Origin of the sequence: Sulfolobus tengchongensis (assembly GCF_036967215.1) — an archaeon.
Taxonomy (GTDB): Archaea; Thermoproteota; Thermoprotei_A; order Sulfolobales; family Sulfolobaceae; genus Saccharolobus; species Saccharolobus tengchongensis_A.
Window position 1 is genome coordinate 1,499,420 of record NZ_CP146016.1, and the last position, 22,082, is coordinate 1,521,501.

The 22,082-nt window shown below is 36.3% G+C and carries 20 protein-coding genes and 1 CRISPR repeat array; of the genes, 14 read left to right on the forward strand and 6 right to left on the reverse strand.

From position 1 onward, the window contains the following. Positions 1-12: 12 nt before the first annotated feature. The gene (locus V6M85_RS07165) at positions 13-432 is read right to left on the reverse strand and encodes a universal stress protein (protein ID WP_338598343.1); all 420 of its coding nucleotides are present in this window, start codon (positions 430-432) and stop codon (positions 13-15) included. Between the two features lie 1,084 nt (positions 433-1,516). Then, a CRISPR array of direct repeats spans positions 1,517-2,974; the repeat unit is 24 nt; unit sequence GTTAATCCTCTATGGAATTGAAAG. Between the two features lie 46 nt (positions 2,975-3,020). Next, positions 3,021-3,896 (reverse strand): aldo/keto reductase, encoded by an 876-nt coding sequence (locus V6M85_RS07170; RefSeq protein ID WP_338598345.1) that lies wholly within the window; start codon positions 3,894-3,896, stop codon positions 3,021-3,023. A 381-nt stretch (positions 3,897-4,277) separates the two neighbouring features. Between V6M85_RS07170 and V6M85_RS07175 the strand changes: the two genes are divergently transcribed. Next, positions 4,278-5,315 (forward strand): thiamine pyrophosphate-dependent dehydrogenase E1 component subunit alpha, encoded by a 1,038-nt coding sequence (locus V6M85_RS07175; protein WP_338598347.1) that lies wholly within the window; start codon positions 4,278-4,280, stop codon positions 5,313-5,315. After that, the gene (locus V6M85_RS07180; protein WP_338598349.1) at positions 5,312-6,319 is read left to right on the forward strand and encodes an alpha-ketoacid dehydrogenase subunit beta; all 1,008 of its coding nucleotides are present in this window, start codon (positions 5,312-5,314) and stop codon (positions 6,317-6,319) included. Before V6M85_RS07175 ends, V6M85_RS07180 begins: the two co-directional genes overlap by 4 nt. A 550-nt stretch (positions 6,320-6,869) precedes the next feature. Here V6M85_RS07180 and V6M85_RS07185 read toward each other — a convergent pair. Beyond that, entirely contained in the window at positions 6,870-8,048 is a 1,179-nt protein-coding gene (locus tag V6M85_RS07185; RefSeq protein WP_338598350.1) for an RNA-guided endonuclease TnpB family protein, read from the reverse strand. Positions 8,049-8,214: 166 nt separating this feature from the next. Here V6M85_RS07185 and V6M85_RS07190 point away from each other — a divergent pair, with 166 nt between their 5' ends. The 8 genes from V6M85_RS07190 (at position 8,215) to V6M85_RS07225 (ending at position 17,255) form a co-directional block, all read left to right on the forward strand. Then, positions 8,215-8,805, forward strand: coding sequence for a DedA family protein (locus V6M85_RS07190; protein WP_338598351.1), 591 nt, complete (start codon positions 8,215-8,217; stop codon positions 8,803-8,805). A 783-nt stretch (positions 8,806-9,588) separates the two neighbouring features. Beyond that, positions 9,589-10,392, forward strand: coding sequence for an XdhC family protein (locus V6M85_RS07195; protein WP_338598352.1), 804 nt, complete (start codon positions 9,589-9,591; stop codon positions 10,390-10,392). 36 nt (positions 10,393-10,428) lie between these two features. Continuing rightward, positions 10,429-11,361 carry an alcohol dehydrogenase catalytic domain-containing protein gene (locus V6M85_RS07200; protein WP_338598354.1) on the forward strand — a complete coding sequence of 311 codons (933 nt, stop codon included), beginning with the start codon at positions 10,429-10,431 and terminating at the stop codon, positions 11,359-11,361. Positions 11,362-11,545: 184 nt separating this feature from the next. Next, positions 11,546-12,748 carry an acyl-CoA dehydrogenase family protein gene (locus V6M85_RS07205; protein ID WP_338598356.1) on the forward strand — a complete coding sequence of 401 codons (1,203 nt, stop codon included), beginning with the start codon at positions 11,546-11,548 and terminating at the stop codon, positions 12,746-12,748. Positions 12,749-12,782: 34 nt separating this feature from the next. After that, entirely contained in the window at positions 12,783-14,399 is a 1,617-nt protein-coding gene (locus V6M85_RS07210; protein ID WP_338598357.1) for a long-chain fatty acid--CoA ligase, read from the forward strand. Positions 14,400-14,422: 23 nt separating this feature from the next. Next, positions 14,423-15,610, forward strand: a complete 1,188-nt coding sequence (locus V6M85_RS07215) for a thiolase domain-containing protein (protein ID WP_338598359.1) — start codon at positions 14,423-14,425, stop codon at positions 15,608-15,610. Continuing rightward, positions 15,607-16,143 carry a Zn-ribbon domain-containing OB-fold protein gene (locus V6M85_RS07220; RefSeq protein WP_338598361.1) on the forward strand — a complete coding sequence of 179 codons (537 nt, stop codon included), beginning with the start codon at positions 15,607-15,609 and terminating at the stop codon, positions 16,141-16,143. The genes V6M85_RS07215 and V6M85_RS07220 overlap by 4 nt, the downstream gene beginning before the upstream one ends. Positions 16,144-16,148: 5 nt before the next feature. Then, positions 16,149-17,255, forward strand: coding sequence for a 3-hydroxyacyl-CoA dehydrogenase family protein (locus V6M85_RS07225; RefSeq protein ID WP_338598363.1), 1,107 nt, complete (start codon positions 16,149-16,151; stop codon positions 17,253-17,255). A gap of 26 nt (positions 17,256-17,281) precedes the next feature. On the opposite strand, the gene V6M85_RS07230 is transcribed toward V6M85_RS07225, so the two are convergent. Together V6M85_RS07230 and V6M85_RS07235 are read right to left on the reverse strand one after the other, a co-directional pair. Continuing rightward, complete coding sequence (locus V6M85_RS07230) at positions 17,282-17,749, reverse strand: GNAT family N-acetyltransferase (protein ID WP_338598365.1); 468 nt, start codon at positions 17,747-17,749, stop codon at positions 17,282-17,284. Beyond that, complete coding sequence (locus V6M85_RS07235; RefSeq protein ID WP_338598366.1) at positions 17,737-19,020, reverse strand: NADP-dependent malic enzyme; 1,284 nt, start codon at positions 19,018-19,020, stop codon at positions 17,737-17,739. The genes V6M85_RS07230 and V6M85_RS07235 overlap by 13 nt, the downstream gene beginning before the upstream one ends. A gap of 88 nt (positions 19,021-19,108) precedes the next feature. Between V6M85_RS07235 and V6M85_RS07240 the strand changes: the two genes are divergently transcribed. The 4 genes from V6M85_RS07240 to V6M85_RS07255 all read left to right on the forward strand — a co-directional run bounded on the left by V6M85_RS07240 (position 19,109) and on the right by V6M85_RS07255 (position 21,487). Beyond that, entirely contained in the window at positions 19,109-19,930 is an 822-nt protein-coding gene (locus V6M85_RS07240; protein WP_338598367.1) for a DMT family transporter, read from the forward strand. Between the two features lie 31 nt (positions 19,931-19,961). Next, complete coding sequence (locus V6M85_RS07245; RefSeq protein WP_338598368.1) at positions 19,962-20,294, forward strand: hypothetical protein; 333 nt, start codon at positions 19,962-19,964, stop codon at positions 20,292-20,294. Beyond that, entirely contained in the window at positions 20,291-20,644 is a 354-nt protein-coding gene (locus V6M85_RS07250; RefSeq protein WP_338598370.1) for a hypothetical protein, read from the forward strand. The genes V6M85_RS07245 and V6M85_RS07250 overlap by 4 nt, the downstream gene beginning before the upstream one ends. 531 nt (positions 20,645-21,175) lie before the next feature. Next, positions 21,176-21,487 (forward strand): muconolactone Delta-isomerase, encoded by a 312-nt coding sequence (locus V6M85_RS07255; RefSeq protein WP_338604672.1) that lies wholly within the window; start codon positions 21,176-21,178, stop codon positions 21,485-21,487. A 33-nt stretch (positions 21,488-21,520) separates the two neighbouring features. On the opposite strand, the gene V6M85_RS07260 is transcribed toward V6M85_RS07255, so the two are convergent. Next, positions 21,521-22,081, reverse strand: coding sequence for an acetate uptake transporter (locus tag V6M85_RS07260; protein ID WP_338598372.1), 561 nt, complete (start codon positions 22,079-22,081; stop codon positions 21,521-21,523). Between the last annotated feature and the right edge of the window lies 1 nt (position 22,082).

Genomic DNA, 22,082 nt, shown 5'->3' on the forward strand with positions numbered 1-22,082 from the left:
TTCCTTCCTTATTTACTTAACTATTATAACAGTAACCTTAGATTCTTGAGCTATCTTATTGGATACACTACCTAAAATTAATCGTTGTATTTTAGATAAACCTCTACTTCCAACTACTATTACATCTATTTGATTATCTGAAGCGAATTGTAGAATGGTATTTGCAGGATCTCCCTCAAGCGTTATTCCATCAGCTTCAACTCCTCTTTCTTTTGCCTTTTCGACTGCTTTCTTAATATCCTTTTTAGCTTTCTCTTCTAAGGATCTAGTAGCCTCCAATGGTGGAAGAACCCCCGCGTTATAAAATACCGTAAGGTCTATTACTTCAACTATGTATAATTTAGCGGAAAACTTGCTAGCTAATTCTATAGCGAAGTCTAAGGCTCTTTCAGCGTTTTGAGAACCATCGTAACCAACTAAAATTCTCTTCATAGGTACTTTTGATAGTAGTATAAATTTAAAATTAACTTCTATAAGCAATTTGTGAATTTGTTTCTAATATAACCTTTTATAATAGAAATTTACTTTATTATAAATAGTGCAATCCTTCAGTTTCGAAATGTTCGTTGAGTCTTCCATTCCATACATGAAGGATAAAAATATAATGCAACTTGAATCTGAACGATATTTTGCAAAATTATTGGGTTATGGTCATTTTATAAACTAACCCAGTTTACTACATCGCTACAGAAAGGACGTTAAAAAATAGCTAGGGTTTTAAAAATTCAAATAAAATAAAAACACAAAGCAGTTGATTAATTAGGTAATGAAGTTTGTTAAAGTTTCATGAACTACTCTACCCTTATCGCTAGATCCAAAAATCAACTCCTTGAAAATTGGTCAGAGTTGCTTTATTTTGTAGGGTTTTTCAAAAACTTACATTGATATTCTCTCCATAGCAAAAATAACGTACCAAATTAGATAGATTAATAATACTCCATGAAGCACTTCCTTTGTGAAGTTTTTCAAAATTGTGGACACAAATTCGTTATTCCAATCCTCTAGTCTAGGTATTAATATCGTCTACGGATGGCAATAACGCAATCAAGTTGAATATATCTTAAAACTATTTTTGATACCTAACGATGAAACTTATTCAACTAGATTTTTCACACCTTGCTAATGCGCCTTATCCCCATATTTTTGCTTTTACCTTGACGTAACCTCTCTCCCCACTCTATCCTTCCCACTGAGACATGACATTGTTGTGGCTTATAGGTAAATGATTACTTTAATTAGAAAAAATATATCAGCAGGAAATGATAATGTGAATATTATATTTCTGTATTTTTTGTCCCGTTTTTGCAAGTGTATTCCCTTAAACCTAACTTTCCTTGAAGGTAGGACGTTAACCTGAAACAATTACCTCTATAGAGAAGAAGTGAAAATCCCTACAAAACCCGGGAATAGAATAAAATAAAGAGAAGGAGAGAAAAATACAAGATGAAGAAAAGAGAAAAAACTTATTAAGAAGAAAGGAGAGTGATAGGCGTTAATGAGGGTTTAAAAACCCTCAGTTAATCCTCTATGGAATTGAAAGTCCTTTATTTCAACTACCGTTATACCGCGCTATATTGACGAAGTTAATCCTCTATGGAATTGAAAGTTGAGATCCAGTAGCTGGATAGTTGCTAGTAAAAGAAGCAGGGTTAATCCTCTATGGAATTGAAAGTTCTGCATATATGCAAATATGGAAAAAATCACTATAGAAGAAGTTAATCCTCTATGGAATTGAAAGAGTATTCTTGTGTATAAACACCAAACGGTAAGACATTGTTTGTTAATCCTCTATGGAATTGAAAGGTCTATGAGGGTGTTGGACACCCACGAGATAAGGAAGGAGAGGTTAATCCTCTATGGAATTGAAAGAAAAATTTTCTTCCTTTTGCAAAAGAAAGGTGTAAAGGATTGTTAATCCTCTATGGAATTGAAAGGAAAAGTTACTGCTAGAATTCATAGATGCCATAAAGTTCAAGTTAATCCTCTATGGAATTGAAAGTTTGTTAGCGTCAGTAGCGTCGTTGGAAAGAAGACCCAGTTAATCCTCTATGGAATTGAAAGGATCTCTCATGATCTCTTTTAGACTATTTTCGATCTTAAAAGTGTTAATCCTCTATGGAATTGAAAGATTTTTATCAGCATGTGTTTGTCGGCTTTAAACGTTATTACGTTAATCCTCTATGGAATTGAAAGTTCAGGACTGCTGCCAGGATCATTGGTTTTTGCGTTTGGTGTTAATCCTCTATGGAATTGAAAGTAACCCGATCCTATTTGGTCGAACCTAAACTCGAAGGGATAGTTAATCCTCTATGGAATTGAAAGACTGTAATTTGGTAAGATGTTATATGTATTGTAATATTTATGTTAATCCTCTATGGAATTGAAAGAAGTTATCAAGTTTAAAGTTCAGAGTAGACAGAGAGGCGTGTTAATCCTCTATGGAATTGAAAGTAGAAACTGAGAACGCGCGGATAATAGTTGTCGATCTTGATAAGTTAATCCTCTATGGAATTGAAAGTCATTTATGAGTGGGATGAGGTAAGGTATGTCTGGTGGCATGGTTAATCCTCTATGGAATTGAAAGGTCTCCACAAGGAGTCTGAAGTACGTCTTTGCAGCCACATGTTAATCCTCTATGGAATTGAAAGCGGCAGCTGGAGTCCCAGGTGCTGAATCCAGAGACCGCAGCGTTAATCCTCTATGGAATTGAAAGAGGTGTATCCTCCCGTTTAAGACCTTCCACAGACCAGATTTAGTTAATCCTCTATGGAATTGAAAGAAGTATAAAATTCATAAAAGAATTAGAGGAGGAGTGTGAAAGTTAATCCTCTATGGAATTGAAAGTTGAACTATTTCGTATACTAGTTCTTCTTCTAATTCATTCATGTTAATCCTCTATGGAATTGAAAGAATTTGATTCTGCGCCAAAAAACGCGTCCTTGTACCGCAGGTAAATCCTCTATGGAATTGAAAGAATCTTATATGCAATTGAAAATTCAGCGTTTGATTGTATCATCTCATTAGGTCCATGGTCTTATGGATTTTAGAGAAGAAATTAACTTATCCAAGAAGTAACTTTTCTCCCTGAAGTGAGCGTCAATAGCTTTCCAGTCCTCTTCAGATAATCTCCAACCCATGGCACCGGCGTTTTCCTCAACATGAGGTATTTTAGTAGCCTTAACTATTGGTATCACATTATTTCTAGAGATATACCAGTTTAGGGCAACTTGAGTAGCGGTTTTACCATATTTTTTACCTATATTTGCTAGAAATTCATTACTGGACAATGTACTGTTTTCTAATGGAGTATAGGCCATGTACATTAACCCGTTTTGTTCGGCATAAGATAATGCCTTTCTCTCATCATCCCTATTTAATAGACTATAGTGATTCTGAATAGCTACAATATCATATTTACTAGAGCATTCCACAGCTCTCTCTATGCCGTCTACATCAAAATTACTAAGTCCGAAAAACCTTATCACACCATCATCAACTAACCTCTCAAAGGCCTTAATAGTCTTACATATGGGAACTCTTGAAGGTGCGTGAAGTAAATAAAGGTCAATATAGGAACCTATTCTTTTGGAACTGTTTTTAGCTGATTTTATTACGTTATCATAATCTGCATGACTAGGCCAAACCTTAGAGACTATAAACAAATCCTCCCTACTAAATTCCTTTATGGCTTCTCCAACTAACTCCTCAGCGTGGCCATTACCATACATTTCAGCAGTATCAATAACCCTTATACCCAACTCAATTGCTCTTTTAATAGCACTCACCCATTGATTATCCATACTGTGGGAGGCATACCAATATCCCCCACCAATTCTCCAAGTCCCAAAAGCTAATGACGATACGGTAAAATACTTAAATTTCTTAACATCGTTCATAAATATACCTTAAATTAGCTCTTTATAAAAATATTGCTCATATCTTAATTCCTAAAGCATCGAAGTAACGATTATCCAATAATCCTCCTCCATCTCCCTTCGCGGTCACTGTAGGGAAATTGAACGCTCTTACTTTACTTACCCACTAACATTTGGGAATTAACCATCCGTATCTAGGGTTGGACGCAAAAGTAAATTGCACTAAGAGTATTCAAATTTCACGCTTCTACGCAAACTGTTTTTAACTACTTCCTAGAGATAGTTTCCAGATTTAAAGGTCATTGAGATTCCATTTCACGTTAGTAAAGTTATATGTAAATAAGAGTTTGTATGTCATAATGATAGAAAAGGATATTAAGAACATTATTTAATTTAATTAATATGATTATAAAACCTGAGCCGTCTCTAAAAGATCTATCCTACCTAATTGAGAACTCTGGATTAAAGCCGAGTGATTTGCTAAGTATGTATAAGAGGATGATGACAATAAGGTACTTTGAGGAATCTATAAGGAAAATATACCATGAGGGAAAGAATCCGTTCAATATGGCCTCTGGCATAATAAGAGGAGAGATGCATTTATCCATAGGACAAGAAGCGGTTGCTGTAGGAACTTTATATGGCAGTAGAGATGAGGATGCAGTTATAAGCACGCATAGACCTCATCATCACGCTATTGCCAAAGGCGTTGATTTGAATAAGTTAGCGGCGGAGATTTTGGGTAAGGTTACTGGACTATGTAAGGGTAAAGGTGGACATATGCATCTATTTGATAGATCTAAGAATTTCGCATGTAGTGGAATTGTAGGTGCCTCATTTCCGCAAGCTGCTGGTGCGGCTTTCGCATTTAAATACTTAGGGAAGGATAACGTTGCATTTGCGTTTGCAGGTGAGGGAGCTGCGAACCATGGCACATTTGCAGAAACTTTAAACATCGCTAGCGCGTGGGAATTACCACTAATCATAGTTATAGAGGACAATAAATATGCAGATTCTACTCCGAAATCCTTTGTTATGTCTACTACTTTTCATTACCAAAGAGGATTAGCTTACAACGTACCTTCATATCTAGTTGATGGAATGGATGTGATAGATGTTTACTCTGTAGCTAAAAAGGCAATAGAGAGAGCTAGAAAAGGGTTTGGTCCTACTTTGATAGAAGCTTTAACATATAGGTACGTAGGACATTTCGAGGGAGATGGTGAGGAATATAGAACTAAAGAGGAAGTGGAATTCTGGAGTTCATTAGATCCCATAAGAAGATTAGAAAATAGACTATTACGTTTAAATTACGCTGATAGCGATATGTTAGCTAAATTAAGAGAAGAGGCAAGAAAACAAGTTCAAGACGCTATTGACTTCGCTATGAAAAGTCCGTATCCGGAACCAATTGAGGCTATAAGAGGTGTTTTTGCTTGAAGATTAGGGGAATAGCACAAGCAATTGCCGAGGCTATAAGGCAAGAAATGGAGAGAAACGATAGGATTGTAGTATTAGGTGAAGATGTTACCTATTGGGGAGCAGTTTTTGGATTTACAATGGGTCTTTTCGATAAATTTGGAAGAAAACGGGTTATTGATACGCCAATTACGGAGCAGACATTCATGGGAATAGGCGTAGGAGCTGCCTCAGCTGGTTTACATCCAGTAATTTCCCTCATGTTCGTTGACTTTCTAGGTGCGGGTTTCGATCAGATGTTCAATCACATGGCTAAGAATTATTATATGAGTGGTGGTCAATATCCAATGCCAGTTACTATAATAACTGCTATAGGTGGTGGATATGGCGATTCGTCTCAACACTCTCAAGTGCTTTATTCACTTTTCGCTCACCTTCCAGGATTTAAAGTAGTTGTACCTTCAACGCCATATGATGCCAAAGGTTTAACGATTAGAGCATTGAGAGATAATAATCCAGTTGTTATTTTCGGCCATAAGTTATTGACCGGATTACCTTTTTTGCCGTTTGAAGGGATTGAAGAGGAAGTTCCTGATGAACCGTATGAAGTTGAATTTGGAAAGGCTGCTATAAGGAGAGAAGGTAGTGATTTAACGATAATATCCGCTGGGCTAATGGTTCATAGAAGCTTAAAGGCTTCAGAGCTTTTAGAAAAGGATGGAATTTCGGTTGAAGTAATAGATTTAAGAACATTAGTACCATTAGATGAGGAAACTATAGTTAAGTCTGCTAAGAAGACTGGAAGGGTATTGATAGTTGATGAGGATTATATGAGTTACGGGATGACTGGGGAAATAGCCTTCAGAATTCAAGCTAAGGCATTAAGGGACATTAAAGTTCCAATTGCTAGATTAGCAGTCCCAGACGTACCAATACCGTTTTCAGAGCCCCTAGAGAATGCTGTAATCCCTAGTGTAAATAGTATATATAATGAGGCAAAGAAATTACTTACCATAAAAGAATGATATAAGTGCTTTTTATTTATAGTAAATGCAACATGATTTTTTATCTCTTACAACGTAGTGGTTTAAGCGTAGCTACGATGATTAGCGTTATTAGAATTACCAAGAAATTATCTGCACAATATTTTGTGGGGTTTTTAAGATCTGCGTGACTCTTCCATATTCTCTTTATAGTGGAAGGAACGTTTTAGACCAGATAGTTCACAAATATCCCACAAAGCACTTACAAAGAAATCATAAACTGGCAACCGTAGATTGATATGTAAACTAGCAGAAATAATAATTATAAACTCTCGAGAGAGTCTCCGGATTGCATAAAATTCGGCTTATTTTAATATAAAGTATAAAATTAATTCTATGTTCCAAGTTATCACCTTAATCCAATGTTAAATTGATTAACTTGGATACCAATTTGCTCAACTTAAGTATTACTCGTATTTTTCATTAGTGGGATAGATTTCAAATAATTATTCACTGAATTTTACTCACTCCGGACACTCTCTCGAGGAGTAACTTATTTATCTCCCATTACAGTCTGACTTCCTCCCCGCCATTAAAATGGCGAGGGTTCCTCCCATTGGTTCGGGTTTACATCCCGCATCTGGGAGGCAGTCGAGAGGGTCAGAGACCCCCTCCCATACAAATTACACACAGCTATATAATCACGATGATCCTCAAAACCACACTTCTCACACTTAAGCATCCTATATCCATTTCCTTTCAGCTTATATCCACATCTAGGGCAAGTAGTTGAACTATACGCTGGTTTAACGTATATCACGTTCAATCCATGCTTCTTTGCTTCCCACTCAATCCAGTGCTGCACGCGTCTGTATTGCATCAAATATAATCTATCTCTGTAGTCTTTCTTCAACCCTTTCACATGAGAAATCATCTTGTTCAAGTCTTCCAACACGATGTAGTTAGCACCCAATCTCTTTGCTTCCTCAACCACCCATTTGCCAACTTTCCTAGCAAAGTCCTGCACAATATTCTTCGCCTTTATATGAAAGCTCCTAATCCTATTGAGAATCCTCTTATTCTCCCTCCACCTTCTTTGATATTTCTTCTGCAGATTCTCAGCTAATTTCCTAAAATGAAAAGCATTATGGAGACGTGTCGGAATTTCTATAACTTGTTTATCATTACCTAACGTGATGAAGTCCATGTTTATGTCAACAGCCATAAGCCCTTTAACTTGCTTCTCTACTTGTACTTTCTTTTTCATTGTCACGTTAAGATACCAATAATCTCCTCTCTTAACTAGTCTTGCTTCTTTCACTTTGAAGTCCTTGTACTGTGTGAGATTATGAGGATAACCAATAATCTTTACTTCTTCTCCCAGTATCTTTGCTGTCATCGTGTTGAAATCAACGGTATAACTTGCCTTTGGAGTTAACCATAAGGAGATGTTTCTTAAGATTGGAAATCTCCCTTTTTTGGGATTCTCTAACCAACTTTTGTATGTAGCTATAGCATCACGATAGCAATCTTGAGCAAGTTTTGACTTCAAACCAAATTTCTCCCTGAGGACTTCATACAATGCTTTGTGGACTTCTTTTAGAGAGGTGGTTTTGTGTTCATATAACCATTGTAGAACGAACCTCTTGGCACGCATATACTTTTCAGCTAAGGGCTCCAGAGCCGGGGAGGAGATCTTCATTTTGATTGTCACGATCTTCTCCTCGATGGAACTGTCCTCGCGGACAGCTCGCTCTGGAGCTTGTAGCATGAGTGTTTTTCTGTTTTTGTTTTTATTTTAACTTTTCGTGGGTATTCATCTCCGTCTTAAAAAGGCGAAGCTTTCTGCCCGCATTTTTGTAGACATCGTTAGGAGAAGTCCTAGTTAAGTTATTATTATGGAAAAGTATTTAATCTGGAAAATAAACCGTCTTCCTATGATTTATGTATTTCAAGGTCTACAAGGATACGTTATTTTGCTTTTGCTCATGGTAGGGGAAGGAATAGGACTTCCCTTACCAAGTGAGGTCATAATGCCCTTGGTGGGGTATTATTCATATCTAGGTAGTATATCACTCTACGTAGGTATAATAGTGGGGACATTAGGGAGTCTTATAGGATCTATCATAGCATATATAATAGGCTATAAACTAGGATTGCCTTTTCTTAGAAGATATGGAAAGTATATTTTGATAGATAGTCATAGGGTAGATGCTCTGCATAGATGGTTCTTAAAATACGGAGATGTAGCGGTATTTGGCTTTAGATTCGTTCCAGAATTAAGGGCATTGATTTCTTATCCAGCTGGAGTAGCACAAATGAGAATACTAAAATTCATCGGATTCACACTCTTGGGCCATATAATTTGGGATGTTACTCTATCCCTTTTAGGTTATCATTTAGCAAATCAGATTAACTACGTCATAAGTTTAGCTGAAAAATTTGGAGTATATGCATTGGTCGTCACAATCCTCTTAATACTTATATATCTAGTTGCAAGAGTCCTAATAATGAGGAGAAGTCATTAGAACAATTTCGTTAGAGTGCTTTTTAGACCATTGTTTTTATATGTAATTTCTAACGAAATAAATAATTTTTTAGGGAAAGTGATTCATATTTTTAGATAATTGAGAATAAAGGAGTAAAATCATAAATTTCCCACTCTTTAATAGTTTGTGGATTTTCTGAAAATTGAGGCTATTCTCTCTATCAGGACTATTCATAGAATTATCGTCTAGTTTTCAAATGATACACACACTAACTCTTTAATACTACAATACAATTAATTGTTGATCTAGAATTATCTTCTTTCTTCTTTTTTATAAAAGTTAATTATAAATAATGATTTCAAGAGTCCTTCCATGTGGGGTATGTCATTAAGTAATGCGATGTCTTAACTAAAAGACTAATCACTATGTTACTGCTGATAATTATTCTCTCTCTATCTATATGTTCCTAAATAAATAAGAAGTTCAGCGAATATCTCACAATTAGTTAAAGAGACTTCATAATATTCCATTTCAAAGTTATGTTCAGTTATAGGGTAACGATCTCTTACACGTAATCATTCAAAACATTAGTTTAAAACAATTTATCTTTTTCTACATACTATAATTTCTGATTTCATGATCTAGTATAAAACTCAATCTAATTCACATCACAAACTATGAATTATCTATGTGACCTATCACGTTTTTATCATCGAGAAGAATTTCAGTTATCTATCTGTGCTTATATGTGTTAATTGTTTCAATGGGATCTTAAAATAACTGGAACAAAAGGTATTTAATTAGCTAATTAAACTTTTACTTATGAGTTCATGTGAAATCTTCCCATTAATTTCAAAACTAAGTGCTGAAGGTAAAAGGTTCGCCATAGTATCAATTTACAAAGGAAATAGGTTAGAAAGGACCTTGGTAGCTGATGGAAGAGTTCTTCTTGGAAGTTTAGATAAGGAATTGATCGAGCTGTCTTTACAGGCATTGGAAAAGGGACAAGTTATCCAAAGGGAAATTGGAAATACTAAGGTAGTTATTGAGCCCATAGAGCCGAGACCAGCCATAATAGTAGTTGGCTCTGGTATAATAGCTAAGTTCATAGCGAAGTTGGCAGTAGATATGGGTTATTACGTTGGTGTAGTTGGTTCTGGTGACGTTAAAGAGGAGGACTTTGCTGGGGTTTACGCTATCTCAAACGATTTGAACATATTGGAGCAAATGGTGAGCGAGGATTCTATAGTAATTGTGGCAAATGAGGGAGGTAAACCTTATGATATAGATGCACTGTATATTGCAATGAAGAAGAAAGCTAGATTTGTGGGATTATTAGCAAGCCAAAAAAGAGCAGCCTTAATGATTGCCCTTTTGATGAAGAGGGGTATTCCATTAGACGAGATAAAGAAGAGATTACATTCACCATTAGGATTAGATATTGGGTCAAAGACTGCTGAGGAAATTGCTTTAAGTATCCTATCTGAAGTAGTACTAGAACTTAGGGGAGGAAGTGGAAAGCGTTTGCAGGAAGTTAAGAATCCTTACTTACTATTAGATGATGCATTAGCTGGAAAAATTGAAGATAAATGTATGTTCGTTCCAAAGTCTATGAGTGAGCAGTAAATATATTTTTTAATAATCAACTACATTTTTTAATAGATGAAAGCTGCTATACTTAATCAATTTAATTCTCCTTTTTCGATAGGTAACGCAGAAGCTAGAGGAATTGGAGTGAAGGTTAATGTAGCTTATACTGGAATATGCGGAAGGGATCTAGTAATCTGGAAAGGGGGTTTTAGGAACCTTAAATTACCACTAATTTTAGGGCATGAAATAGTGGGATATTATAAGGGAAAACCAGTAGCAATATATCCAAACTTATACTGTGGAAATTGTGAGTATTGCAAAAGTGGGAAAGAGAACTTATGCGACAATGCGTTAATTTTGGGTGAGGGGGAAATAACTGGTGGTTATGCTGAAGAAGTTATTGTCCCGGAAAGAAATATTATACCATTACCAGATGACAAGCTGGAAAAATACGCTGCTGCAATGGATCCAGTTGCAACTGCAATTCACGCTTCTAAACTTGCAAATCTCGATAAGAATAGTAAAGTTTTAGTTACTGGAGCAGGAGGAGGCGTTGGTATTCACTTAGTACAATATTTGAAGAATTTAGGTGTTACGAATGTATATGGCTTAACTTCTAAAGGTGAAAAACTAAGAGAATTAGGAGTTATACCAATTAGTGACTTAAAAGGCGAGAAGTTTGATGTAGTGTTTGAAATTGTGGGATCAAAGACAATTAATGATTCTCTAAGGGCTTTAAAGAAAGAGGGTACATTAGTTTTAATAGGAAATACTGAAGGGGAGCCCATTACACTGCAAAGACCAGCTATGACTATTATGAGACAACATAAGATAGTTGGATCTGCATCATACACTAAGGCTGAATATGAGGAGGCTATAAAGTTAATAGGTGAAGGTAAAATAAAAGCAATATACGAGATTTACGAGTTGGAAAGGGTTAATGAGGCTTACAAGAGACTAATAGAGAGGAAAGTTCTGGGACGAGCTGTATTGAAGGTAATGTGACCTTCTTAGATCTACTAGTTTTATCGCGGTTATAACCTAAGAATTTTCTCTTACCATTGTTTTTTCTACCCGTCAATCGGTTTACAATAGTTAACTTAAACCCGTATTAGTTACAATTCTTTCAGTTGAAACGTCTATTTAGGATAGAAAGAGTTATAATTAGTCTAGTAGGTCATATGAATATATGGTTTTACCTTTCAATAGTGTGGAGACTTTTTCTATAAACGTTTCTGAGAAACATGAGTTATTTAGAAGGGCTGTAAGGGAATTCATGGAAAGAGAAGTTGCACCACATGTAGAAAAGGGAGAAAAAGAAGGTACAATACCTAAAGAGATCCTGGAGAAGGCTAAGGAAATAGGGCTTTATGGTGTAAGTGTTCCAGAACAATATGGAGGACAAGGCGGAGATACGTTAATGACGGCAATAGCCCAAGAGGAAATATCTAGAGTATGGCCTTCGTTGTCTACGAGAATATCCGTTGGAGGATTATTTATGACCCCTATACTCCTTTTCGGTAATGAAGAACAGAAGAAGAAATACGTTATTCCAGTAGCAAGGGGAGATAAAGTAGCAGCGTTTGCAAATACAGAACCATCGGCAGGATCTGATGTTGCAGGTATTCAAACTACGGCTAAAAAAGTAAATGGTAAGTACGTTATTAATGGAAGGAAAATCTTCATCACTAATGGTGGAATAGCTGATTACTACGTAGTTACCGCCAGGACGTCACCCCCAGATCCAAATACAAGATGGAAGGGTATCTCAATGTTCATTGTTGAGAGGGAATGGAAAGGAGTAAAAGTGTTGAATAGAATAGAGACTATGGGATTAAGGGCATCGAATACTGCTGAGTTAGCATTTGAAGATGTAGAAGTTCCTGCGGAAAACCTGTTAGGAGAAGAGGGAATGGGTTTCAAATACGCTATGGCTACTTTCGATAGAACTAGAGTTGGTGTAGCCGCTCAAGGAGTTGGTGTAGCTCAGGCTGCATTGGAAAGAATGGTTACTTATGCAACTCAGAGATTTGCATTCCAAAGCCCATTAATTGGATTTCAAATGGTACAAGAGAAGATTGCGGAATCGTTGACTGAAGTTAACACTGCTAGACTGCTAACTTATTGGGCTGCTAGTTTGTTTGACAGAGGTTTGGAAAATGAAGCAATTGTTGCAGCTTCTATGGCTAAATTGTATGCAACTGATATCGCGGAGAAAGTTGCTATAAGAGCGATAACTGTTCATGGTGGATATGGAGTTGCTACTTCTACTGGAGTTGAGAGATTATTAAGAGATGTTGAGGTTATGAGGATATATGAAGGTGCTAACGATATACAAAAGCTAGTAATTCTAAGGGAAACTGCGAGAAGATTACTCGGAATTAAGATGTAAAAATTTTTATATTTGTTTTTCAAAGTATTATAACATGAGTAGCGAATATTACGAATACCAATTAACAATAGATAAGATATTAGATTCTGGTTCTAGAAGTTTTCCAAATCGTGAAATAGTATACAGAGATATTAGAAGATATACCTTTCAGTCGTTCGCAAATTCTGTAAAGAGATTTGCCAATGGACTAAGGAAAATTGGAGTCAAAAAGGGAGATAGAATAGGAGTAATAGACTGGGATACTGACGTTTATCTTCATTCGTATTATGCGATACCCATGATAGGAGCAGTCCTACATACGGTTAACATCAGGTATCCGTTAGAATTAATTGCCAAAACTATTCTCCACGCAGAGGATAAATTCTTGTTAGTAAGAGATGAATTCGTACCGCTTATAGAAAAGGCAAAAGGAATAATGCCAGTGGGAATGAAAGTAATAACCTACAGTGACGCTAAAGAGAAAGTTAAGAGTTCATTAGAAAATACTGTTGATTTTTGGGAACTAATACAATCGAATGAACCTCTAGAAGAGGACACTCAAGTTAATGAGAATGATATGGCTACAATATTTTACACCTCGGGTACAACAGGCGAGCCTAAGGGAGTGTGGTTCAGTCATAGGAAAATAGTATTACATGCAATGAGTGTAACGTTAGTTGGAGCTAGACCGCCATTAAGCCTAACCTCAAACGATGTATATATGATATTAGTTCCAATGTTTCACGTTCACGCTTGGGGATATCCCTTCGTGGCTTTATTAGCTGGAGTTAAATACGTGTTACCTGGCAAATACGATTACGGATTCATACTGAGGTTAATGGATAAGGAAAATGTCACATATTCCGCAATGGTACCAACTATTTTGTACTTAATTTTAACGAATCCCGACGCACCTAAATACCTTCATGTATTTAAGAGATGGAAAATAACAATAGGAGGTTCGGCATTACCAGAAGGGTTAGCTAAAAAAGCTAAAGAGTTAGGCATAACCGTAATAGGCGGTTATGGATTATCCGAAACTTGTCCAGTATTATCAGTGGGCTATTACAACTCCCAGATAGAAGGTTTAGATGAAAATACTAAATTCATGGAGCAAATTAGCACTGGAGCACCAATACCTTTGGTTCAAATAAAAGTTGTTGATCCAACTACTGGAAAAGAGAAAGAGGTAGGAAAGATAGGCGAAATAGTGGTTAGAGCACCTTGGTTAACTCAAGAATATTATAAAGATCCGGAGAAGACTAAAGCCTTATGGAAAGGAGGATGGTTGCATACTGGAGATCTAGCATATATGGATCAATATGGATATTTACACATAGTAGATAGGGAGAAGGACGCTATTAAGAGTGGAGGAGAATTCATACCATCACTTCTTTTAGAGAACGCAATATCATTACATCCTAAAGTATCACAAGTTGCCGTTGTTGGGATAAAGGATGAGAAGTGGGGAGAAAGACCAGTAGCATTCATAGTTCCTAAGGAGAAATTAACTGAAGAAGAATTAAGGGAATTTCTATTGAATTTAGCTAATGAGGGAAGAATACAGAAATGGTGGATTCCAGATAAATTCATATTTATAAATTCAATGCCATTGACTTCAACTAATAAGATAGATAAGAAAGTTCTAAGAGACATGGCACAAACTAAATAAACGATCAAGTGGTAGATTAAATTATGAGAAATGTAGCAATTATTGGAACTGGTCATACGAAATTTGGAGTAAGAACCGATGTTAACTTACAAGAATTAGCTTGGGAAGCTGTAAAACAAGCATTAGAGGAAGCTAATTTGGATCAGAATGAAATTCAGTATTTTGCGGTAGGTAATGTGGGAAATTGGAGCTCCGAGGAATTACCAGCCGTAGTAATAGGAGAATATTGTAATCTCACGCCTAAAGGTACTATGAGAGTTGAAGCAGCTTGCGCTACTGGAAGTGCTGCGTTAAGAGATGCTTATATGGCTGTAAAGTCTGGAGAAGTTGATATTGCGCTAGTTGTAGGAGTAGAGCAAATGCATCAAGCGCCTAATCCTCAAGTGGTGGAATTAATTGGTAGAGCTGGTGATTATTTCTGGGAATTTGAAAACTTTGGGCTAACTTTTCCAGGATATTACGCTCTTCACGCTTCAGCTTACATGGCTAAATATGGAGCAAAGGAAGAGGATTTAGGCAAGATAGCGATAAAGAACCATTATTATGGGGCAAGGAATCCCTATGCTCAATTCCAAAAAGAGATAAGTATGGATGACTATTTAAAATCTAAACCAGTGGCTTATCCTCTAAAACTTTTAGATTCTTCTCCAATTACTGATGGTGCAGCTGCAGTAATTTTGGCTTCAGAGGAAGTAGCAAAAAAGATAACAGACTCTCCAGTATGGATAGTTTCACAAGGAGTAGCGAGCGGGACAGCGAATTTGAGTAGAAGAAGCGACTTTACGCACATTGAGGCAGCATTCCTGGCTGCTCAACAAGCCTATAGAAAGGCTGGAATTGATTTTAATGAAGCTTGGAAGTATTTTGATGTGGCTGAAGTCCATGATTGTTTCACCATAGCGGAGATAATGGCGTATGAAGATTTAGGATTCGCAAAGAGAGGTGAAGGATACCTTTTAGCAAGGGAAGAACAAACGTACATAGGAGGGAGGATACCGGTAAACGTAGATGGTGGATTAAAGGCTAAAGGACATCCCATAGGTGCAACTGGCGTAAGTATGGCAGTATCCATAACTAGGCAATTATTGCAAAGAGCCCATAAAGGAACGCAAGTGGAAGTTAAAAACGGAATGGGAATAGCACATAATGTGGGAGGAACTGGACATTACGCATATGTTACAATATTCTCAACTAGGAGGCCTTCCACATGAGTTTGAATGAAATAAGGGATAGGTTACAAAGGGAGATTTCTCAATCGCTAACTGCACTTAATAACGTAGTGAAGACCACTGGGTTGCCAATAGTTAATGAACAGAAGACTAATAATCCGCTTTGGGTCGATGTCAGAGAAATAGATCTAAGATATCAAATTCCCGTTAAAAAGGTTAGTAAGTTCTTCGAAGGTTTAAAGGAAGGTAAGGTATTAGCTACCAAATGTCCAAAATGTAATTCAATATATTTTCCTCCTCAAGATGATTGCCCAAAATGTAAGATTTCTAACCTAGATTGGATTGAGATGCCTAAGGAAGGTGAAATTGTAGCTTTTACTGTAATTAACGTTAAACCTCCTTCTTTCTCTCACTATCAAGATTACATAGTGGGAATCGCGAGAATGAGTAATGGTGTTAATGTATTAGCTTGGGTAAGGTCAAAAGAAGTAAGAATTGGAATGAAGGTTAGACTTGAGGTAGTAAAAAGGGAACCAGAGGGTTATTTAACGTATGAGTTAATCCCCATAGGGTAAAATGCATGATAAAGAACGTAGCTGTAATAGGAGCGGGAACAATGGGACATGGAATTGCTGAAGTAGTAGCCATTGCAGGATATAGTGTTTATCTAAGTGATGTTTCTCAAGAAATATTAAATAATGCGTTAGAAAAAATTAGGTGGAGTTTAGGGAAGCTATATGAGAAGGGGCAATTGAAGGAGAGCGATAAGACAATAATTGATAGGATTAGGACTACTGTGGGAATTACTAATGAGTTAAAGGAGGTGGATTTTGTAATAGAAGCAGTGCCTGAAAAATTAGATTTAAAGCGACAAATATTTTCTAGACTTGAAGAGATAGTTGCTGACACTACAATATTGTCAACTAATACTAGTAGTTTACCAATTACTGAAATAGCCTCTGCTGTCAGAAGGCAAGAAAGGGTAGTTGGTACACACTTCTTTAACCCTCCAGTAATAATGCAATTAGTTGAGGTAATAAGAGGTAATAGAACTTCTGATAATACGCTCAATACTGCATACGAGTTCATAAAGACCCTTAATAAGAAGCCAATATTGGTACATAAGGATGTACCGGGGTTTGTTGTGAATAGAGTGCTATTGAGGATTATAACTAATGCATGTATGCTAGTGGAAAAGAATATTGCGGACTATAGGACTGTGGATGCAGTAGCACGATACAAACTAGGTCTCCCAATGGGAATATTTGAGCTTGTAGATTATACTGGAGTAGACGTTAACTATTACGTCAGCTCTGCTATGATAGAAAGAGGGTTTAAGGCATATCAGTGCAAAATCTTAGAGGAAATGACAAAGAGAGGAGAGTTAGGAGTTAAAAGCGGTAAAGGTTTCTACACATATCCATCTAACAGATACGTTAAAGTTAACTTATCCCCAGATCTCGCTGAAAAGTTAAATCCGTTATATCTAATTGCCCCAGCAATTAAAGAGGCAAATTGGATGGTTGAAGAAGGTATTGCGAGTAAAGAGGATATAGATTTAGGCGTCAAATTAGGGTTAAACTTCCCTAAGGGTATTTTCGATTATGAAAGAGAATTCGGAAAGGAAAACGTAACTAGAGCGTTAGAAGAACTAAAGAGAATTTCTGGTGAAGAAGAATATTTATAATAGATAAGTAAAAAATCTTTGCTTATCTACTTAATTTTCTTTACGAAATCACAATATATTTCTCTAAATCCCATCTTTCTATAGAACGATACTGCTATTAAATTTCTAGATGGGAATTGGGCTGCTAATATTTCTATACCCCTTTCCCTAAGCTCATCCTCTATAAACTTCACTATTTCATTACCTACTCCCTGCCTTCTGTATGAAGGGTGGACGTAAAATTCCCTAATTACCGCTTCCTTGTCTGGAACATAGAATAACCTATCTACTATCATAACCCTAGCCGCGCCTACTATTTTGCCCTGATCTTCTGCTATAACTAACATTTCATTTGAATCATCAAGGCTCTTTTCTACCATCTTGCTAACTCTTTCCTCTAAGTTTTCTGGTACTAGTAATAATGGATCAAATTCACTATTTAATCTATACATCCTACTGAAAAAGTCTACTAAAGTTCTAGAATCTTCTTTGGTGGCCTTTCTTACGGTGACCATGTGGATACCACCAGATTCATTATCTTCCTAGCCCTTAATATTCTCTGCTTAGCCATTTCTCTAAATTCTTCCCTAGTCTTCTTAACCCTCGCTAAACCTAATTCCACTGCTTTACTCGCAACTGCAGCAGCTTCCTCATAAAAGGCATCCCACTCATCCATTCTAGGAATAATATAGTTTTCATTTATTCCTTTATCCCTAGCATATTTTGCAAGAGCCTCAGAAGCAGCAATTATCATTTCATCCGTAACTGCCTTAGCTCTACTATCTAAAATTCCCCTAAATATTGCTGGAAATATTAAGGAGTTATTGACTTGATTGGGGAAATCACTCCTACCAGTAGCCACTATTTTAGCCCCAGCCTCTTTAGCCTCTTGTGGCCATATTTCGGGTACTGGGTTTGCCAATGCGAATACTATGGAATCCTTATTCATCAAACTTATCCATTCTTTCTTAATCACATTTGGCCCTGGAGTTGATGCAGCTACGACTACATCTGCACCATTAAATGCGTCCTTTATTTCCTTAGCTTCCCACTTATTTGTCTTTATAGCTAGCTCATACTTCCACTTATGATATAACATTAAGTGATCCACATCTTCTCTATCAGCATATAGTGGACCTTTACTATCTATCATCACCATATTTTCATATTTGAATCCATATTTGGCCAAAATCCTAGCGGCAGCAATATTAGAAGCACCAGTACCATAAAATACCACTTTACTCTCTCTTGGATCCTTATTGGTTAAAATCATGGCATTTATCAAACCAGCTAAAATGGCACCAGCAGTACCTTGCTGATCATCATGCCACACCGGTATATTTAAAATCGATTGTAACTTTTCCAGAATGTAGAAACATTTTGGTGATTCTATATCTTCTAAGTTTATACCACCAAAGGATGTTTCTAATGCCTTTACGACATTTACAAATTCATCAGCACTCTTTACATTAATTGGTAATGGAATAGCATCTACACCACCTAGATATTTGAATAAAAGAGCCTTACCCTCCATTACTGGCATTGCGGCTATGGGACCTATGTTTCCCAATCCTAAAACCCTTGTACCATCTGTTACAACTCCTATTGTATTCCATCTACTTGTTAACTCAAAGCTCTTATCTGGATCCTTATAAATGGCCTTAGATACTTCAGCTACTCCAGGGGTATATATAAGGGCGAAATCATTATAAGAGGTAATGGGGATTTTAGGATATATCTCTATTTTCCCCTCATATTTCTTCGAAAGTTCTATTGGATCTGGCATGATAAAAGATATACTGTAAACAAATTTATAAATAAATACGCTTACTCTTTTTAGATAGCTTTAAAGTTTGCCAACAGACAGTCAACACGTGAAAGTAATAAAATATCTAATACCTTACGTACTGATAAGCTCGTTCAACTACTACTTTGCAAAAGAGGCCATTATATCATCGTCTCCAATATCATTTAATTTGATCAGATATGTGGTGTCTTCTATAATTTTTATCTCTATAAGTAGAAAATTAATTTTCAATAAAGACGTTATTCAATTAGCCATTTATACTACAGCATCTTCGCTTTTGTGGGCTCTAGGCTTAGAATACGTTAGTCCTGCTGAATCCGCAGTATTGAGCTACACGATGCCGTTATTTTCTCTACCAATAGCATTCCTAGTCCTATCAGAGACTCCTAGCGTAATTGAAATTGCTGGATTAGCTATAGGTTTCCTTGGTGTAGTTCTTTATGGATTACCGCTTACTCATGGATTCACGCTACTGGGTTCAATTATAACGATAATTAACGCCATATTTTGGGCATTATTTTCTGTATTTTATAGAAAATTAAGAGATTATAATCCTCTAACAGTAAATGCTAGTCAGTTTATAATAGGAAGTATCATTTTGGCAATTTTATTACCTATTGACCCTAGAATTGATCCCAATACGCAATTCATTTACGGCATCTCATATACATCAATACTAGGTGGGGCCTTGTCGTTTTTCTTATGGAATATGATGGTCAAGTTAGAGAAAATACCTAAGGTTACAATTTTGAGCTTTTCAGTGCCAATACTAACTACCTTTGTGGAATACGCTCTTTATGATAATCCTCCCCTCCCTATACAACTAGCTGGAATCTTTCTTATGTTCTTAGGAATTATAGTATCAAGAATTAGAAGTTTATCGAAGTAAAGCTTTTAGCTTAATACTAATATTAGAAACTATGGCAAAAGTCCTATTCTTAATAATGTCTGGAGATGAGAAGTTCGATTTAGCTATGAGAATGGCCTATAATTCAATCAAGAATAAGAGATTCGAGGATGTTAAGGTTATTTATTTTGGACCAAGCCAAAAAAGGCTAACACAATTAGACGGTGATTTAAAGAATATGTTCCAAGAAATGCTCCAAAACAAAGCTGTTGATTCAGCATGCATAGGTGTTGCACAAGCAATGAACATAAAGCCTCATCTGGAAAACATGGGAGTGCAATTATTACCTGCTGGAGAGAGAGTTTCCTACTATGTCAACCAAGGTTATGAGGTCATAACATTTTGAAAAATAGTCAATTATGGTTAGCTGGTGCGGGATTAACAATACTACAAATTTTAATAGGTAATGTGATGCTTTTTTATGGAATTCTTCCTTCACTGTTAGGTTTACATATAGTACTAGCGATCGCTATTCTAATTATAGCAATATATGGTTATTTAAAGTCTAAATTAGGAATAGAGAGGAGAATACTAATGGGGAACGTAGGCTTAATTATAGTCATAAGCGTATTGGGATATTTGTATACTTTTGATAGCAATGCAATAATTCTCATATTTCATTTCATCTTGGCTCTGGGAATCCTATCTAACTTTTCAGTATTGTACGGATTTGATAGAGGTCAAAACTATAAGTGAGTAGTCCGAGCTACTTTATGGTTTTTAGCTCTCTGGTGGGCTAAGGGGATGAAAGTGTATCTTGAAGTGAGAATGTACTTCATAAGGCGGAGTACTTCCCAAAACTCACATTACCTTTCACATTGCTCTCCTATATAAGGACATGGAAATCTTCTGGTCTTTGTGCTCAATCCTAGCTAGGAGCATACAAAATTTTTAACCGAAAGATCCATTACTGAATACTATAATATGGCAACGTTTTAAACCAGATAGTTTACCAATACTCCTACTAATTCAAATTGTAAATTAGTTGAATTGTTAGAGGCGACAGCATGTAGCGCCTTCACAAGACAAACTAAGTTTTCAAAAAATTGAGAGGATCTTCACACGAATAAAACGTCTCAAACTAGGAGAGATCCTTCAATTGGAGTCGACTATATTATGTACAATAGATATATTTAGTATAACCAAATTTTATTTAAGGTAAAAATAGTTGATAATCAAAATCCAACTGCAATTGATTTATAAGTAACTAAACTTAAATAATATATGATGCTATTCATTCTCTGGTTCAAAATAAAACAACCAGAAAGCATTTCTCAAAAACAATTAATGGAAATATGGAAAAGGGAAGCTGAAGCTGCTATGCCTGCAGTTAAGGCTGGCAAAATTAAAGGCCTTTACAAAGTAACAGGGAAAAGGGAGGTAATAGCGATAATTGACGTCAATTCTCATGAAGAATTGGATGAAATCTTAGAAAATTTGCCGATAGTTAAGGAGTTAGGCCACTCATTGTCAATAGAGGTTACCGCAATACATCCTTATGAAAACTTTTATGAACTAATGAAAAAATTAATACAATAATTAACAAAAAATTAATTAATTTTATTCAATTTTTTATTTCATTATAGGCCCACCTAAGGGTGGGTTCTTACCTAGACTTTCAGCTACAACTATAGCTAAACCGGTGTACCAAGCAGCTATTGCAGTTAATATACCTACGTACCCTCCAGCGTGAGATAACCCTACATTTCCAATCATTGCTCCGATTCCCAGCAAGAAAAACGTTATCCATAATAGCAGAAACGTTACAAATAAACCTAGATTTGCCTTAAATGTGCCGAACCACATTACAAGTGTGAAGATACCAAATGCTATTAATACTAATCCTATACCTTGCGCCGTGATCCCTCCAAAAAATCCTCCAGCAGTTAAGAAGTACCATTCCCAAAATGCACCATATGTGAAAAAGGCCGTATATCCGAAGGTATTACCCGCCCTCCATTCTAATATTCCAGCCAATAACTGAGCTAGACCCCCATAAAACGCAGCTAATCCTAAAACTACTGATGCTCCTTGTGTTAATAACCCCGCATTAAAGGTGGATAGAACAAGCGTTGTTAAGGCGAATCCAGATAATCCTAGCGGGGCTGGATTAGCTCTTTTTTGTTCTGTCATT

Excerpts from the sequence above, each read along its gene's own strand:
- V6M85_RS07260 (WP_338598372.1), bottom strand. The coding sequence starts at position 22,081 with ATGACAGAACAAAAAAGAGCTAATCCAGCCCCGCTAGGATTATCTGGA.
- V6M85_RS07225 (WP_338598363.1), top strand. The coding sequence starts at position 16,149 with ATGATAAAGAACGTAGCTGTAATAGGAGCGGGAACAATGGGACATGGA.
- V6M85_RS07200 (WP_338598354.1), top strand. The coding sequence starts at position 10,429 with ATGAAAGCTGCTATACTTAATCAATTTAATTCTCCTTTTTCGATAGGT.
- V6M85_RS07175 (WP_338598347.1), top strand. The coding sequence starts at position 4,278 with ATGATTATAAAACCTGAGCCGTCTCTAAAAGATCTATCCTACCTAATT.
- V6M85_RS07185 (WP_338598350.1), bottom strand. The coding sequence starts at position 8,048 with ATGCTACAAGCTCCAGAGCGAGCTGTCCGCGAGGACAGTTCCATCGAG.
- V6M85_RS07230 (WP_338598365.1), bottom strand. The coding sequence starts at position 17,749 with ATGGTCACCGTAAGAAAGGCCACCAAAGAAGATTCTAGAACTTTAGTA.
- V6M85_RS07235 (WP_338598366.1), bottom strand. The coding sequence starts at position 19,020 with ATGCCAGATCCAATAGAACTTTCGAAGAAATATGAGGGGAAAATAGAG.
- V6M85_RS07215 (WP_338598359.1), top strand. The coding sequence starts at position 14,423 with ATGAGAAATGTAGCAATTATTGGAACTGGTCATACGAAATTTGGAGTA.
- V6M85_RS07195 (WP_338598352.1), top strand. The coding sequence starts at position 9,589 with ATGAGTTCATGTGAAATCTTCCCATTAATTTCAAAACTAAGTGCTGAA.
- V6M85_RS07220 (WP_338598361.1), top strand. The coding sequence starts at position 15,607 with ATGAGTTTGAATGAAATAAGGGATAGGTTACAAAGGGAGATTTCTCAA.
- V6M85_RS07190 (WP_338598351.1), top strand. The coding sequence starts at position 8,215 with ATGATTTATGTATTTCAAGGTCTACAAGGATACGTTATTTTGCTTTTG.
- V6M85_RS07255 (WP_338604672.1), top strand. The coding sequence starts at position 21,176 with ATGCTATTCATTCTCTGGTTCAAAATAAAACAACCAGAAAGCATTTCT.
- V6M85_RS07205 (WP_338598356.1), top strand. The coding sequence starts at position 11,546 with ATGGTTTTACCTTTCAATAGTGTGGAGACTTTTTCTATAAACGTTTCT.
- V6M85_RS07170 (WP_338598345.1), bottom strand. The coding sequence starts at position 3,896 with ATGAACGATGTTAAGAAATTTAAGTATTTTACCGTATCGTCATTAGCT.
- V6M85_RS07245 (WP_338598368.1), top strand. The coding sequence starts at position 19,962 with ATGGCAAAAGTCCTATTCTTAATAATGTCTGGAGATGAGAAGTTCGAT.
- V6M85_RS07210 (WP_338598357.1), top strand. The coding sequence starts at position 12,783 with ATGAGTAGCGAATATTACGAATACCAATTAACAATAGATAAGATATTA.
- V6M85_RS07165 (WP_338598343.1), bottom strand. The coding sequence starts at position 432 with ATGAAGAGAATTTTAGTTGGTTACGATGGTTCTCAAAACGCTGAAAGA.